This window comes from Arthrobacter sp. ASL1, assembly GCF_056680475.1.
The window spans coordinates 1,097,164-1,112,505 of the sequence record NZ_CM155284.1; the positions used below are offsets into that span (position 1 = coordinate 1,097,164).

Annotated in this window: 14 protein-coding genes; 9 read left to right on the forward strand and 5 right to left on the reverse strand. The window is 66.3% G+C overall.

Annotation, left to right across the window (positions count from 1 at the left end):
• Positions 1–87: 87 nt before the first annotated feature.
• Positions 88–1,392, reverse strand: coding sequence for a DUF2254 domain-containing protein (locus AC1MEQ_RS05165; protein ID WP_479794560.1), 1,305 nt, complete (start codon positions 1,390–1,392; stop codon positions 88–90).
• Positions 1,393–1,448: 56 nt separating this feature from the next.
• The gene (locus tag AC1MEQ_RS05170) at positions 1,449–1,826 is read right to left on the reverse strand and encodes a VOC family protein (RefSeq protein ID WP_479794561.1); all 378 of its coding nucleotides are present in this window, start codon (positions 1,824–1,826) and stop codon (positions 1,449–1,451) included.
• A gap of 224 nt (positions 1,827–2,050) precedes the next feature.
• Between AC1MEQ_RS05170 and AC1MEQ_RS05175 the strand changes: the two genes are divergently transcribed.
• Both AC1MEQ_RS05175 and AC1MEQ_RS05180 read left to right on the forward strand, forming a co-directional pair.
• On the forward strand, positions 2,051–3,874 hold the full coding sequence (locus AC1MEQ_RS05175; protein ID WP_479794562.1) for a glycerophosphodiester phosphodiesterase family protein: 1,824 nt from the start codon (positions 2,051–2,053) through the stop codon (positions 3,872–3,874).
• 41 nt (positions 3,875–3,915) lie between these two features.
• A complete protein-coding gene (locus AC1MEQ_RS05180; protein WP_479794564.1) occupies positions 3,916–4,839 on the forward strand; it encodes a LysR family transcriptional regulator in 924 nt (307 codons plus the stop codon).
• Positions 4,840–4,881: 42 nt separating this feature from the next.
• Here the strand turns inward: AC1MEQ_RS05180 and AC1MEQ_RS05185 are convergent, their stop codons facing one another.
• On the reverse strand, positions 4,882–6,222 hold the full coding sequence (locus AC1MEQ_RS05185; protein ID WP_479794566.1) for an MFS transporter: 1,341 nt from the start codon (positions 6,220–6,222) through the stop codon (positions 4,882–4,884).
• Positions 6,219–7,265 carry an MBL fold metallo-hydrolase gene (locus AC1MEQ_RS05190; RefSeq protein WP_479794568.1) on the reverse strand — a complete coding sequence of 349 codons (1,047 nt, stop codon included), beginning with the start codon at positions 7,263–7,265 and terminating at the stop codon, positions 6,219–6,221. The genes AC1MEQ_RS05185 and AC1MEQ_RS05190 overlap by 4 nt, the downstream gene beginning before the upstream one ends.
• Positions 7,266–7,499: 234 nt before the next feature.
• Between AC1MEQ_RS05190 and AC1MEQ_RS05195 the strand changes: the two genes are divergently transcribed.
• Genes AC1MEQ_RS05195 through AC1MEQ_RS05205 form a run of 3 tightly spaced genes read left to right on the forward strand, consistent with a single transcriptional unit; the run spans position 7,500 to position 11,330 of the window.
• On the forward strand, positions 7,500–8,948 hold the full coding sequence (locus tag AC1MEQ_RS05195) for a TrkH family potassium uptake protein (RefSeq protein ID WP_479794570.1): 1,449 nt from the start codon (positions 7,500–7,502) through the stop codon (positions 8,946–8,948).
• A 19-nt stretch (positions 8,949–8,967) separates the two neighbouring features.
• Positions 8,968–9,636 carry a potassium channel family protein gene (locus AC1MEQ_RS05200; RefSeq protein WP_479796066.1) on the forward strand — a complete coding sequence of 223 codons (669 nt, stop codon included), beginning with the start codon at positions 8,968–8,970 and terminating at the stop codon, positions 9,634–9,636.
• 26 nt (positions 9,637–9,662) lie between these two features.
• Complete coding sequence (locus AC1MEQ_RS05205; protein ID WP_479794572.1) at positions 9,663–11,330, forward strand: sensor histidine kinase; 1,668 nt, start codon at positions 9,663–9,665, stop codon at positions 11,328–11,330.
• 527 nt (positions 11,331–11,857) lie between these two features.
• On the opposite strand, the gene AC1MEQ_RS05210 is transcribed toward AC1MEQ_RS05205, so the two are convergent.
• Positions 11,858–12,013, reverse strand: coding sequence for a hypothetical protein (locus tag AC1MEQ_RS05210; RefSeq protein WP_479794574.1), 156 nt, complete (start codon positions 12,011–12,013; stop codon positions 11,858–11,860).
• A 140-nt stretch (positions 12,014–12,153) separates the two neighbouring features.
• On the opposite strand from AC1MEQ_RS05210, the gene AC1MEQ_RS05215 reads away from it, so the two are divergent.
• The 4 genes from AC1MEQ_RS05215 to AC1MEQ_RS05230 all read left to right on the forward strand — a co-directional run bounded on the left by AC1MEQ_RS05215 (position 12,154) and on the right by AC1MEQ_RS05230 (position 15,269).
• Entirely contained in the window at positions 12,154–13,644 is a 1,491-nt protein-coding gene (locus AC1MEQ_RS05215; RefSeq protein ID WP_479794576.1) for an amino acid permease, read from the forward strand.
• A 113-nt stretch (positions 13,645–13,757) separates the two neighbouring features.
• Positions 13,758–14,333 carry an RNA polymerase sigma factor gene (locus tag AC1MEQ_RS05220; RefSeq protein ID WP_479794578.1) on the forward strand — a complete coding sequence of 192 codons (576 nt, stop codon included), beginning with the start codon at positions 13,758–13,760 and terminating at the stop codon, positions 14,331–14,333.
• Positions 14,324–14,902 (forward strand): Asp23/Gls24 family envelope stress response protein, encoded by a 579-nt coding sequence (locus tag AC1MEQ_RS05225; RefSeq protein WP_479794580.1) that lies wholly within the window; start codon positions 14,324–14,326, stop codon positions 14,900–14,902. The genes AC1MEQ_RS05220 and AC1MEQ_RS05225 overlap by 10 nt, the downstream gene beginning before the upstream one ends.
• On the forward strand, positions 14,895–15,269 hold the full coding sequence (locus AC1MEQ_RS05230; protein WP_479794581.1) for a hypothetical protein: 375 nt from the start codon (positions 14,895–14,897) through the stop codon (positions 15,267–15,269). The genes AC1MEQ_RS05225 and AC1MEQ_RS05230 overlap by 8 nt, the downstream gene beginning before the upstream one ends.
• Positions 15,270–15,342 lie beyond the last annotated feature (73 nt).

Sequence of the window (15,342 nt, forward strand, 5' to 3'; positions counted from 1 at the left end):
CCACGCCGGGAACGAAAACCATCCACGGGGCCGATTCCACCGATGGCCCGGGTGTGACGGTCGGCTTGCCACCGGGCCACCGACGGATCACGTCGACCGGGTTTCACCCGCCCGATCGAGATAGGCGGCGGTGATGTCCCCCGACAAGGCATACCCGACGCTATCGGCAAGTGCCTGCACGGAGTCCCTGTCGTAGTCCAGCAGCTGGTCGGGCAATTCGGCCACGATCAGCTCCACCTGCAAAGCGATATCGCGCCGTTGTCCCTCATCACGGGCCGCAGTGGCGCAGTCGCGCAGCAGTTGCAAAAGTGCCTTGAGCACAAGAGGTTCTCCCCGCCCATAGCGCCGGATAGGTCCGCATACCAGGTCCAGGAAATAGCGCAGGTCACGGCCCGGCACCATGACTTGGGGCTCCCCGTCGGGTCCGAAGAAGATCCGGGAGCCGATGTCCTTTCCCTGGAGTCGGATGAGAAGATCCGTGCAGTGGTTGACGGAGTTCGAGGCCGTCACCGGGTCGTTGATGGCCGGGGAGGTCGCCTTGACGGCGATGTCCGTCAGCCGGCGCAGGCCCAAGGCCGCGTCTTGGTCGCTGGTCCTTTCGAAGCCGATGTCCAAGGTCCGGCAAACCAGGGCGTCCAGGTCCGCGGTGGCCGACTCGTCGCGGCTGCCGCCAAAGACCTCCGCCACCGGTGCGCCCCGTGCTATGTTGTCGCCCGGCTGGCAGAAGAGCTGCAGGACGACCCCTTCGTGATCTGCCAACTTCATCAGCCCGTAAATATCGACGCCACGCACGAAGCCACCACGCACGGCTTTTACGGTCCGTCCATCCGTTCGGCGCACCGATTCCGGGCCCTCCGGGGGTCGGATCTGGCCGTGGGGGTGGCTCTCCCGTTCAATGACGGCCACCGCTTCGCGATGAGTGGCGGCCATCATGCTTTCCACGCGGAGGGATTTGACGATGTGCCCCACGAACAACAACAGCGCGCATGCCGACGCGAAGCCCATGACCATCACGAGGAAAACCAGGGCAACCGGCATCGGCCGCGAGTCTGCGATGGCGCGCAACGCCATGAGGGCTGCGGCAAAGGTCGAGACGAGGAGCCCCAGTACTCCCTGGATCAACCTGTCCCGGGCGAATTCCCGCAACAACCGAGGTGAATACTGTTGCGAGGCCAACTGCAATGCGACGACGGTGAGCGAGGAGGTGATGGTCGCGGCCGTCATGATCGATGTCGCCACCACCTGCAGCATCGTGGACGCTCCGTCGTGGCTTCCCGGCCAGAGCCAGCCGACCCACGCGCTGTGCGGATCGGGCCGGTACTGCATCAGCAGCAGGGAGATCACGATCGTTCCGAGGACATAGACGACCGGCCAAAACCATGTTGTCGTCAAGGGCCCCTCGGATGGACGCCAGAACAGTTTCCTCATGCCGGCGCGCCGGACTCCACTCATGGCGTCAGTACCGCCTTCAGCACGCAGAACGCGTTGCCCTCCGGGTCCTGCAAGACCACCCAGCCCTCATCGCGGCTCTGTCCGATGTCCAGGTCCGTGGCGCCCAGTTCCCGGAGGCGCTGGATTTCATTCTCCTGGGTCGAAGCCATGGCGTTGAGGTCGAAGTGCAGCCGCCCCCGTTGCGGAGTGGGCTCAGCACGTGCGCTCAAAATGATCGTGGGCTGCGGCCCACCGAATCCGCCGGACGGTCCGATCTCCAGGGACCCGTCCTCCTCCTGGTCCAGGACGACGTAGTCCAGTGCAGCGCACCAGAACCGCGCCAGCTGCTCCGGGGACCGGCTTTCCAGGACAATTTCACTCAGTCGAAGTGCCATGCCCCATGGTAGGCACACCGCCTCCGGCCCGTCTGTGGCCGATCACCGGGACGTGGCGCGGGTCCCAAAATGTGGAGGCGCAGGTGAACCGTTGGTAAATTGAAGCGGAAGATTTCGTGTACCGCGCCGGACGGACGGTACCACCGGACCAGCCACGAACGGGGGATAGCGCCATCGGCCAACGCGGACACGCGCAGGAAGATCCTGCCCTGCAGGGTGACCTCGTGGTGCCCCGGACCGGGCGCCGTTGGTCCCTGCGCAACCTGTCCACGCTCGCCGGCGCACTGGTCCTCTGGCAAGGGCTCGTCCTGTTGCTGGTGGTCCCCGTCGTGCGGTTCCTGTTCCGCGGCGCGCTGGAAGCCCTCGGAACGCCGAACCTGACCGACCAGAGCTTCTCCCTGCTGCTGCAGCACCCGACGTCGTTCCTCTGGCTTCTGGCCATGGGGCTGGTGTCCACGGGGGTGCTGTGCCTGCAGTACACCTCGGTCATCGCCCTCGCCCACGCCCTGGACACCGGTTCGCCGCATCCGGGTCCCACGACGGGGCGCCGGGCCCTGCGTTCCACCGGCCGGGCCATGGGATGGCAGGCGCCGGTGACCGGTCTGTACCTGCTGCTGCTCCTGCCCATCAGCGGCCTGGGCGAGCTCTCTCCACTGACGCATCAGATCGGCATCGCCCCCTTCGTCACGGCCGAGTACCTGAAGAAGCCGCTGAGCATCGCCATCTACCTGGGCATGACCAGCGCACTGTTCTACCTGAACCTGCGGTTGATCGCGACGTTGCCGGCCGTGGTGATGCAACGTCTGAGCCCGCTGCGCGCCATGGCCGCCAGCTGGAAAACGACGAGCGGTCGTCGCCTGCACCTTCCGCTCCTGTTGGTCTCCCCCGCCGCCGCCGTGCTCCTGGCCTACCAGGTACCGGGCCGTGCCATGGCCGCGCTGGCCGAGCTGCCCGGCGTTCTCTTGCAGAGCGACTCGCGTCTGGTCGCCGTGGTGGGTCAGGGTTTCAGCCAGGCCCTGACCTTCGTGCTCCTGGTCGGCGCCACCGTCGCGATCATCCATGTCCTCCTGCCCCGCCAACCGCATCGCGGCGAAACCGTTCCCGGAGGGCCTCAGCGGCCGCATACTGCCGCCGGGACCGGCGCCCGCGACGGACGACGCCTGGCATTCCGTCTCGGGGCCGGCGCCACGGCACTGGTCATGGCGGTCATGGGTGCGCCATCGGTGGCGGCCGCCCCGGTGCAGACCGCCGACCCGCTGGTGATCGCCCATCGGGGCTATGTCTGGGGCGGGGTGGAGAACACGATCAGTGCCCTGGATGCGGCCGCCGCCCAACACCCCGATGTGGTCGAGGTCGACGTCCAGCAGACGAAGGACGGGCATTTCATCGCCAGCCACGACACGAACCTGCTGGTGCTCTCGGGCCACAACGTGAACACCTATGACCTGACGCTGGCGCAGGCCGAGAAGATCACCGTCAGCTCCCGCGGCTTCTCCGACACGATCCCCTCGATGGTGGACTACGTCCGCCATGCCAGGAAACTGGGCATCAAGCTCCTCATCGAGCCCAAGGTCCACGGCCACGAGACCCCCGACTTCATGGACCGGTTCATCGCCGAGCTCCAGAGTGTGGGCCCGCTGGAGGACAACATCTACCACTCCCTGGATGCCGACCTGGTGGAGGCGTTGAAGGCCCGGCGCCCCGATCTGTCCGTCGGGTACACGATCGCGATGACCGCCGGTGGTGCCCCCGACGTCAACTGCGATTTCCTGGTGGTCGAGCAGGCCTCATACTCCCCCCGCCTGCTGGAGGAGGCCCGCGCGCAGGGGAAGCCGGTCTACGTCTGGACTGTCAACCGCGAGGACCGCATCCGCAAATACATGTACGACGGCGTCGCGGGCGTCGTGACCGATCATCCGGACCTGGCCCGATCCGCGCGCGCCCAGGTGGAGAACAGCCACCTCGGTGCCCTGCGGTTGCGCGATGCATTGAGGCAGCTGGCCCACGTGGTGCCGCCGTCGGACGTGGATCCTGCCCGCTTGTCCTAGCGCGGCTCCCACCGAACACGCGGCTCGCCTACGCTGAACGGGTGGTCAACTACACCTTCAGGCAATTGCAGTACTTCGTCGCCGTCGCCGACAACGGCTCCTTCTCCGGCGCTGCCGCCGCCTGCCACATCTCCCAGGCCGCCATGTCCCAGGCCATGGGCGAGCTCGAACGCGTCGTCGGCTCCCAATTGCTGGTGCGCCACCGGGCGCGCGGGGTGGTGCTCACCGCCGTGGGCATCCAATTCCTGGGCGATGCCCGGCAGCTGGTCCACCACGCCGAAGAAGTCCAGGACCGGATCGGGGAACGCAACAGCACGCTGTCCGGCCCGTTGGTCATCGGCTGTTACACCAGCCTCTCGCCCTTCTGGCTGCCCGTGGTCTGCGAGCAGTTCACCTTGCCCCATCCGGGGCTGGACGTCACCATCATCGAGGGCGACGGCGGCGACCTGCAGGAGCGCATGCTCGCCGGCTATCTGGATGCCGTCATCACCCACACCCGCCACCTGCTCCCCCGCGTCCAATCAACCACGCTGATGCGCGGCCGACCCTACGTGCTCCTGGCAGCCGACCATCCCCTGGCCCGCTTCCCCAGCGTGAAGCTCGCCGACCTGGCCGACGAGGACTTCGTGTCCCTGGACATCCCCACCGTCCGCGACAACCAGCTGGTCAACCTGCGCATGTCTGGTCTGGATCCGAAGATCGCCTGGAGCTCCACCAGCATCGAGACCGTGCGCGGGATGGTGGCCCGGGGGCTGGGCTACACGGTCCTGGTCCAGCGTCCGCCGACCAACCTGAGCTACGACGGCCTCCCCTTGGCCGTCGTGGAGATCGACGGCCCCGTGGGCACCAGCGACATCTGCGTCGCCTACACGGCCTCGGAGCGGCCGAGCCTGCGCCTGAAGGCGTTCGTCGATTTCTGCCAACGGATCGGCGCCGAACGTGACGCAGAGGTGGGCATCGAATAGCTCGATGCCCACCCCTGCGTGGCTGGAAGATCTCCGGTTGGCCTACATCTCCGCTGCCGTGAGGTCCGCGTCCTTGCCTTCCTTCACCGTGCGCATCGCCAAAGCCGCGACCAGGAATGCGGCAGCCCACACGGCCCCGGCGATCCACAGCGACCCGCCGCCGAGGACCACCAGACCGGCCACGATCATCGGCGTGAAGCCGGCACCCAAGGTGGAGGAGGCCTGGTAGACCAGCGAGGCGCCGGTGTAGCGCATCCGGGTCGGGAACAACTCGGCCGTGAAGGCGCCGAAGGGACCGAAGATGAAGGCCTGGATCAGGCCGTTGGCCACGAACAGTCCAATGGCGAAGAGCCAGAGCTGCCCCAGTTGCAGCATGAACATGATGGGCAGTGCGAACACTGCACCGGCGATGATGCCGATCATCATGACCGGACGGCGTCCAATGCGGTCGGAGAAGCGCGCGGCGAAGAAGACACCGATGATCGTCAGCGTGGCGCCGATGGCCTTGATGTTCAGCACCGACGTGCGGTCCATCCCGACGGAGTCGACGACGTAGGAGATCGCCCAGACCGTCATGAGTCCCTGCACGGTGTATGAGCTCATGCCCACCAGCGTGCCGCTGATGACGGACTTCGGGTACTTGGTCAGCACCTCCATGATCGGCAACCGCTTTTCTTCCGCCTTGTCTTCCAGCGCCAGGAAGAGCGGGGACTCTGCGACCTTGAGCCGGATCACGAGCCCGACGGCGACCAGGGCGATGCTGGCGATGAAGGGGATCCTCCACCCCCAGGTCAGGAACTGGTCATTGGGGAGGATGGAGACCGCCGATACGGCGAGGGTGGCCAGCACCGCTCCCGCAGGCCCGCCCATGTTCGCGAAGCTGGCGGCGAATCCGCGGCGTTCTTTGGGCGCATGCTCCAAGGCCATGAGCATGGCACCGCCCCATTCCCCGCCGACCGCCAGGCCCTGCGCGACACGCAGCACGATCAGGGCGATGGGGGCAATCATGCCGACCTGTGCCGTCGTGGGCAGCAGGCCGATCAGCATCGAGGCCGCGCCCATGATCGTCATGGAGGTGATCAGCACGCCCTTGCGCCCCAGCTTGTCGCCGAAGTGCCCCAACACGATGGCGCCCACCGGGCGGGCGAGGTAGCCGACGGCCAGGGTCGCGAAGGACGCGAAGATGGCCACCGTCGGCGTCAGGCCCACGAAGAAGACCTTGTTGAAGACCAGCGACGCGGCGGTCGCGTAGAGGATGAAGTCGTAGAACTCGATGGCGCTGCCCATGAAGGAAGAGGCCAGGATCCGCCGCATTTGCGGGGTGTTCAGGGAAGGGACGAGAAGTGGTTCGTTCACTGCCGGGTTATCGGTGGTGGTTTTCATCGGGTGGCTGCCATTTCAAGGGGAAGGCGTGCAAAGGAAATCGTATCGAGGTCCTCCGGGACCAGGAAGGTTCCGGAGAAGCCGTCGGCGTGGGACAGCCAGACGGAGAGTGGGGTGGTTCCCGGCACCAGGTGGTGCAGGGCCAGGCTGCGGGCGCCCGCACGTTCGGCCAGTTCGATGGCCTGGTCCGGGGAGGTATGGGATCGCCGGTGGTGGTCCATGGACGCCTGCGCCGCCTCGGTTCCGACCGATCCGTACATCTGCTGGACCCAGTCGAAGTCGATGGCCTCATGCAGCAGCAGGTCGGTTCCCTGGGCCAGCGTGACGAGGTTCTCGCAGGGCGCGGTGTCGCCGGAGATGGTCACCGATCCCTCGACCGTGTCGAAGCGGAACGCGAACGCTGGCGCGATCGGCGGGTGCTCAACCAGGGTGGCGGTGACGGTGACCAACTCGTCGCGGTAGATCTCGAACGGGACGAAGGCCTCCGGCGTCGGGTTCTCATTCGGGTGGTAGCCGGTTCCTGCGGGGATCTCGATGTCCGAGGCCGCGAAGTGGTCCAGCGGCGAGGGGCGGAGGGCATCGATGACGCGGTCGTTCAGGTCGGTGGCGTAGGCCTGCATCAGGTGGTCGAACATGACGGCCGTTCCCGGTGTCGGGTTCGCGGGATAAAGCGGTCGTGGCGCGGTTGCCGCCCGGGGCGAGGCGGGCGGCAGGGCGCCGCGGTCGCCGGGCCCGATGATCTGGATGGGGGCCTGGCCCGGTTTCAGCGTGAACAAGCCGAAGATGGCCAGCGACGCCAGGTCGATGGTGTGGTCGGAGTGCAGGTGGGTCAGGAATATACCGCGGAGGTCACCGGTGGTGAAGCCGGCCTTCATGAGCTGGTTGCCGACACCGCTGCCGGCATCGACCAGGTAGACGGCCTCCCCGACGACGACGGCGGTGGCGATTCCCGAGCGGCGGCCGGCGTTCTCCCCGGTCCACCAGCGGGGGCCGCCGGCGGTGCCCAGGGTGATGACGCGGGGGTTCAGGGATGTGTTGTGCACGGGGTTACTCCTTCAGGCCAAGCTGTGATGGTGCTCACTGGAAAGCATGATCCCGATCTGCACATACGTAAAACTGTTTTTTGCATGGATATTCATAGGTTTTCCCTCAATCGGAATCGACGTGGATCGGCCGCTGGTCCGCGGGAAGTGAACGACCCGCGATGCATGATTCCGGCTCGCTGCCCGGCGGGCCCACAGCACCGCGGAGGGGAAATCTGCTGCTACGTTGTATCCATGCATTTCAGGGCCCGCTGGAAGCGGCGCGTGCGCCGCGTCGCCTCCCCCCTCCGCACCCGGATCGCCGGGGTGGCCCGGCGGCTCGGCATCCGGCGGCCGGCGCGCGGCGCCATTCGCCGCCATCGGCCGAATACCCCGGCGCTCTTGATCGTCGCGGGGTTCTTCTCTGCCGTGGTGGTCGGAACCGGGCTCCTGATGCTTCCGATGTCGAAGGCGGGCCCGGGCGGGGCCGATTGGCTCGATGCATTGTTCACCGCCACGTCCTCCGTCTGCGTCACGGGTCTGATCACCGTGGACACGCCCACCTACTGGTCCGGGTTTGGCCAAGTGGTCATCCTCTGCCTGATCCAGATCGGAGGGTTCGGTGTCATGTCGTTCGGCGCCCTCCTGGGCATCCTGTTGGCGGGACGCCTGGGGCTCAGGGCCAAGCTCCAGGCCTCCGCGGAAACCAAGTCAACGGGTGTGGGAAACGTGGGACGTGTACTGGTCGGTGTCCTGAAAATCGGGCTCATCACCGAAGCAGCCACTGCACTCCTGTTGGCCCTGCGCTTCTTTTTCGGTTATGGATATGGCCCGGGGCGCGCGATTTGGGAAGGGGTTTTCCATGCCGTCTCCGCCTTCAACAACGCAGGATTCGCGCTCTACACCGACAACTTGATGGGTTTCGTGGGCGATCCGTGGATCTGCCTTCCCATCGCCGCCGCCGTGATCACTGGCGGCCTCGGATTCCCTGTCCTCTTCGAATTGCGCCGGCACTACCAGCGGCCGGCCCATTGGAGCATGCACACCAAGCTCGTGCTCTGGTCATCGGCCATCCTCCTGGCAGCCGGCACCATATTCCTCACCCTGGTGGAGTGGACGAACCGCGCCACGATCGGCGACTTGCCGGCCGGCCAACGCATTCTGGCCAGCTTCTTCCAATCAGTCGTCGCCCGGACCGCCGGCTTCAATAGCGTTGACATCGGCCAGCTGCATCCGGTGTCCTGGATGGGCCTGGACATCCTGATGTTCATCGGCGGTGGTCCGGCAGGCACAGCCGGTGGCCTGAAGGTCACCACTTTTGCCGTCCTGTTCTTCATCCTCTGGACCGAGGTGCGCGGCGGTACGGCGGTCAACATCTTTGGAAAACGACTCTCACGAGCCGTACACCGCCAGGCCATCACGGTCGTCTTGCTGGCCTTGGCGTTGGTCGTCGGCTCGACCATGGCACTGATGTTTATCTCCGACTTCGGGCAGGAACGCCTCCTGTTTGAGGTCGTCTCGGCGTTCGCAACCGTTGGCATGTCGACGGGAATCACCGCAGGGCTTCCTCCCGCCGGCCAGCTCATTCTCGTCTTCCTCATGTTCATTGGCCGCCTGGGCCCGGTCACACTGGCCTCCGCACTGGCGCTGCGCAGCCGCGCACCGCTCTACGAATACCCCAAGGAAAGGCCCCTCATTGGCTAAGTCCACACGCCCCGAACGCATGCCCCAAACGCCCAAGGGCGCCAGAACCGTCGGTGTCATGGGCCTGGGCCGCTTTGGCGGCTCCTTGGCACTCGAACTCGAGGCCCAGCGCACGCAGGTCCTGGGCATCGACCTCGACGAGGACACTGTCCAATCCTTTAACGGGCTCCTCACCCATGTCGTCCGCGCCGATGCCACCCGCGAGGAGACGCTCAGGGAGCTCGGCATCGACGAGATGGACGTCGTCGTCGTCGGGGTTGGCAATGACATCGAAGCGAGCATCCTCATCGCGTCCCGCCTCGTGAAGTTTGGCCATGCCGAGATCTGGGCCAAGGCGATCTCCGAACCCCATGCGGAGATCCTGGGGCAATTGGGCATCGTTCACGTGATCCGCCCCGAGCATGATATGGGCCGGCGGACGGCCCACCTCGTGCGTGGGGGGATGCTGGACTACCTCGAAATCGAGGACGACTTCGTGATGGTGCGCACCCGTCCACCGGAGGCCGCCCAGGACCGGCCGTTGGCGGTCCTGCGGCTACGCGACAAATTCGGCATCACCGTCGTTGCGGTCCGGCAGCCGGAAGGGAAGTGGCAGCACACGACAGCCCAGACGGTCCTCTATGCCGAAGACGAGATCATCGTGCAAGGCTACAAGGCCGCAACCGAGGCCTTCTGCCACCCCCAGTGAACACACCCGCCGAGGACGTCCCCCGCATGACACCGTTCCGCCCGCTGCTGCGTGCCCTCATGGGTGGTCGCCAGTTCGGCGAGCTGCCACTGCGTCGACGCATCTTACTCAGCCATCTGCCCCTGACCCTGGCCACCGCCCTCATGGTGCTGGTAGACCTGCTCTTTGCCGACGCCCAGGTCGGCAGGGACCCGTGGTTTCAGATCGGCCTGGTCCTGATCGCGTTCCTGACCATTGCCGCCGCGGTGATCCCCTGGCAGCGTTTGAAACCCGGCAGTTACTGGGTGCTCCCGCTGCTCGACCTGGTCGGGATCCTCTTCCTGGCCGCCGGGGCGTACCCGATCCTGACCGGATTGCCGATGCTGGCCATCATCCCGGTGTTCTGGATGGCGTGGTCCGCCCTCCACCCACGGGCCACCCTCATCGTCGGATTCTGCTCCACGTTGCTCATTTGCTGGGTGCAGTACTGGCACAACGGGCTGGAACTGAACCTCTCCACCTTCGGCCGCCCCCTGGTCATGCCCGTGATCGTGGTGGCCCTGGGCGTGACCGCGAACATCGCGGTGGCGAGCATGATGGCTGCCGACCGGCGCGTCGCCGACGCCTTGGATGCCTCGCACACCCAGAGAGACCTCCTCAATGCCGTGCTCAACGCCGCGAACGTCGGCGTCGTGGCCGTGGACCGCGACGGCCACGACATCCTGATGAACGACACCCAGCGACGCCACCACCTCATGGGAGCCCCCGATGGGAACGACGACCCCCAGGAAGCCGATCTCCTACTATCCGGTGCCGGGCGACGTGGTGAACGCCAGGCCAATCCGCTGCCCGAACACGAACGACCGGTATACCGCGCCATACGCCGGGAGGAATTCACCGACGAGCTGATCTGGATCGGATCCGACGGCCACGCCGGCGCGTTTGCCGTATCAGCGCGCCGACTCACGGATCCGGAGGGTGGATTCGCCGGGTCCGTCATCGTCTTCCTGGACGTCACGGAACGCATCGAGGCCAACCAGGCCCAGGACCGCTTCCTGTCCAACGTGAGCCATGAGCTCAGGACCCCGCTGACGTCGGTCCTCGGCTATCTCGAGGTGGTCCAGGATCTGCCCGGCGTGCCGACCCCGGCCCTGCGCTCCATCGCGGTGGCGGAACGCAATGCGCAGCGTCTACTGCATCTGGTGAACGACCTGCTCACGGCCGCTTCGAACACCATGGAACTGCGCCTCGACGATGCCGACCTGATGGACATCGTGGGCGCCTCGGTGGCATCGCAGGGACAGGCAGCCCGGGCTGCCGGCCTGGACTTGCGGGCGGACGGCCCCGACGTTCTGCCGCTACGGGCGGACCCGCAACGCCTGGGCCAGGTGATCGACAACCTCGTTTCGAACGCCGTGAAGTACACGCCTGCTGGCGGCCACATCACGGTGGAGATCGAAAACACCGGCGACTCCGCCGTGGTTGCGGTGTCGGACACCGGCGAGGGCATGACCCCCGAGGAGGTCGAGCAGTTGTTCACCCGCTTCTATCGCTCCCGGAGCGCCCGCCGTTCCGGCATCCCGGGAACCGGGCTGGGTCTGGCAATCGCCCGCGATCTGGTGGAGGCACACGGCGGTTCACTCTCCGTGGAAAGCACGCCCGGCGTGGGGAGCACCTTCACGGCGCGTTTGCCCATGGCCCGCAAAGACGACTAGGTAACCACCCGTTTGCCGACGCGGAGCCCGGCGCAGTGCATGATCATCGGTTCGGCCCATCGGGAGGCTTTGCGATGGCTGGCCACCGCCGAGGCTTTCACTTCCTTCATCCGCCAGGCCGCCGCCAAACCCGCCGTCCGCATAAGTGATAAGAGTCCTCCCGAGGCCCGATACAGCGCCACGGCTGCGGCAACCGAGGCAACGCACGGTGACGAAAGCAGGCCGCCGAAGACCGACGGCGGCGCAGCCTGGACCGGCGTTCGTGCACTACGGGCGACGTTCCCGCTGAGTTCGCAGCTCCACCTGGCTCCTGGAACCACAGCCGGCGCGGGGCCCGATGATGTCGGATGTTATCGCGGCCCTGGTCTTCCTCCTCGGCTCGCTCGCTGAGTGCGATGTAAACCATGTTCCCCGCCGATACCTCCAGGATTCTCAGAGGCACCACTGGCATACAAAAAAGCGGCTACTGCCACATCCCGGTATTCCCGGGCGTGGCAGCAGCCGCTTCGCTCTTACGTATAGGGTGCCTAGACGCGGCGCTTGATGCCCCGCAGGATCCACATCACCGCGCCAATGATCAGCAAGGCGATGCCGATCCACAAAAGGAACATCGCTGCCTTCACGGCGACGCCCAGGATGAGCAGAATAACTCCAACAATGATTAACGTCAGTACGAGTCCCATGTCCTTGACACTAATCCCTTCACAGGTGGGCGTCGACCATTTGCGTACATGGTTGATACGCGCCCGTCTATCGGGTCTGCCTGGCCAAGGGTATGGTGATCTACATCACAGTCGGTTTCATTTCCTGCTGAGGAGTCACCATGTCGAACGGGATCTTCCGCACCAAATCCATCGAACAAACACTCCAAGACACCGAGGAACCGGAGCACCAGCTCAAGAAGAACCTCGGGGCCCTGGATCTCATCGTGTTTGGCGTCGGCGTCTGCATCGGTGCCGGCATCTTCGTGCTCACCGGGCAGGCCGCGGCCTCGAACGCCGGACCCGCCATCTCCATCTCGTTCCTGATCGCCGGGCTGGGTTGTGCCCTGGCCGCCCTCTGCTATGCCGAACTGGCCTCGACCGTCCCGGCGGCCGGCAGCGCCTACACCTACACGTTCGCCACCATGGGCGAACTGCTGGCATGGATCATCGGCTGGGACCTGATCCTGGAATTCACCGTGGGGGCCGCGGCCCTGGCCACCTCCTTCAGCCAGTACCTCGGCGTCGTGCTCTCCGGCACCCCCTTCGAGATCCCCGAGGCGATCGCCACCGCGGAGAAGGGCTATCTCAACCTCCCGGCCGGACTGTTGGTGCTCGGGCTGACAATCGTCCTCATCACCGGCATCAAGCTGTCCAGCCGCATCAACCAGGTCGTCACCGCCATCAAGGTGCTGGTGGTGCTGGCCGTCATCGTCGTCGGCATCTTCTTCATCAATCTCGCCAACTGGTCGCCCTTCATCCCGCCAGCCGAAACCCCGCCCGAGGCCAGCGGTGGCGCCCTGCACCTGCCTCTGGTCCAGACCCTGTTCAACCTGGATCCGAGCGTCTACGGCGTCGGGGGCATCTTCGCCGCGGCGGCCATGGTGTTCTTCGCCTTCATCGGGTTCGACGTCGTGGCGACCACGGCCGAGGAAACGCGGAACCCCCAGCGCAACATGCCCATCGGCATCTTCGGTTCGTTGGCCATCGTGACCGTGCTGTACATCGCCGTTTCGCTGGTGATCACCGGCATGCAGAGCTACAAGGACATCGATCCCACCGACGGTGCCCCGTTGGCAACCGCGTTCGACGCCGTGGGGCTGCCGGTCATGGGCAACCTGATTGCCATCGGTGCCTGCATTGGCCTCATCGTGGTCTGCATGATCCTGTTCCTGGGGCAGACGCGCGTCGGCTTCGCCATGGCGCGCGACCACCTGTTGCCCATCGGCCTGGCCAAGACCCACCCGCGCTTCGGCACCCCGTACCGGTTCACCCTCCTGGCCGCCATCCCCATTACGATCCTGGCCACGTTCGTCCCGCTCTCGACCTTGGCGGAGCTGGTGAACATCGGCACCCTCGCCGCGTTCATCTTGGTCTCCATCGGTGTCGTGATCCTGCGCAGGACCCGCCCGGACCTGAAGCGATCGTTCAGGGTTCCGTGGGTCCCGGTCATCCCGATCGCAGCGGTCATCGTGTGCTTCTACCTGATGCTCAACCTGGCGCTCGAAACCTGGATCCGGTTCATCATCTGGCTGGCCATCGGGTTCATCGTCTACTTCGCCTACTCCCGCCAGCACAGCCGGCTGAACACCCGCCAGCCATCCGGGAAGTAGGTGCCCGCGGCGGCGTCCGGGCTGCGTGCTAGCCTCGGGAATGGACCCACGGCTCCACGTAGACAGCGCTCCAGGGGGTCCGACGCACGTTGTTGGACACTTCGAGGGAGCCCATGAACGAGATGCTTGCCGTCCTGACCGACCCGGCGCTGGTCGCGCGGGCCCAGTCCGGCGACCTCGATGCCTTCGAGGAACTCGTCCGCCGGCACCAACGCGGCATCCTGCGCTTTTGCCGCGGCATGCTCGGCAATGGTCCGGATGCAGAGGACGCGGTCCAGGACGTCCTGGTCGCCGCGTGGCGGCGCCTGCCGACACTGCGATCGACCGAGGCCGCCTCGACCTGGCTTTACCGCATCGCCTCGCACCGCTGCATCGACACGATCCGCAAGCGACGCCCCGACGGCGGTGATCCCGCCGAACAGGAAGCGCTGCGCAGCGACAGCGAAGCAAGCCGGGTTCCTGACGTCGGCCCGGCCGGCGAGGCCGAGACACGCTTGGCCCTGGCCTCCCTGACACGGCATCTGGCGGCCCTGCCCGTTGCCCAACGCGAAGCCTGGACCCTGCGTGAGGTCCACGGGCTGGGATACCAGGAGATCGCAGACATCACCGGCGCAACGCTGGCCACGACCCGCGGCCGCATCGCCCGAGCACGAACCGCGCTCTCCGAAAGGATGGACCCGTGGAAATGAACACCGGACCACACTCCGGCGCCGTGCCGGCCTGCGACCGCTCCGAGGAGGACGTCTGGGATCGGCTCGACCTGCCCCCGGACGCGCACGAGCGCTCGTGCCCGCAATGCCAGGAACAACGACGCCGCCTCCAACCCCTCTTGCTGGCCACCCGGAAACTGCGCGAGGACCCGCCGGAGATCGCGGCGGAGGACGCCACACTCGAGCGGATCCGCCGCTCGGCCATGGAGGGCATCCGGGCCGAGATCCGTCGAGGCCGGCGCATCCGCGTCAGGCTCACCCCCCGGGGGCCGCTGGAGATCAGCGTCTACGTCCTCAACGACGTCATCCGCCGGGCCGCCGACACCGTCCGGGGCATCGAGCTCCGCAAGCACGGTGCCGCCGCGGCGGTGGACGCGGACGGCCATCCCGCCGTCATCTGCCAGATCGGGGTGCATCTGGAAGTCGGGATGCGGGCAACGGAGGTCGCCGAGCGGCTCCGCCAAGCAGTCGCCGACCGCCTCGACGCAGAACTCGGCATCACCGCCACAACAGTGGACGTCACCGTGGAGGACATCATCGATGAGTAGCCCAAGCCCCATCCACGCCACGGCCGCGGCCCGCGCCGACGCCGTCGATCAAGTACTGCGCCTGGCCGGGGTCACCGCCGTGTTCCCGCCCACGCTGGCCGTCGTGCGTGCCCTGGCCACGCGCACGCAGGAACCACACGAGGCCCTGCGGCTCTCGGGCGGAGCCGGGCCCGCCGAGGCACGGTTGGACATCGCCGTGGCCGCCGGACACCGCGCCACCGAGGTCAGTGCCGCTGTCCAGGACCTGGTGCATCGGGTACTGACCTCTCACGGAATCGAACTGTCCTCGGTGACCGTCACCGTGCTGGAGCACGGGGCACCCGACGTCGACGCCGACGGCGGCCCGGCACACCACCCAGCGGGTTAGGAAAAGTTTTTTCACTTCGACCGTGACGAATGCCCGACCCGCACCGTCTGTACTGGTGTAAGACGCAACCAGA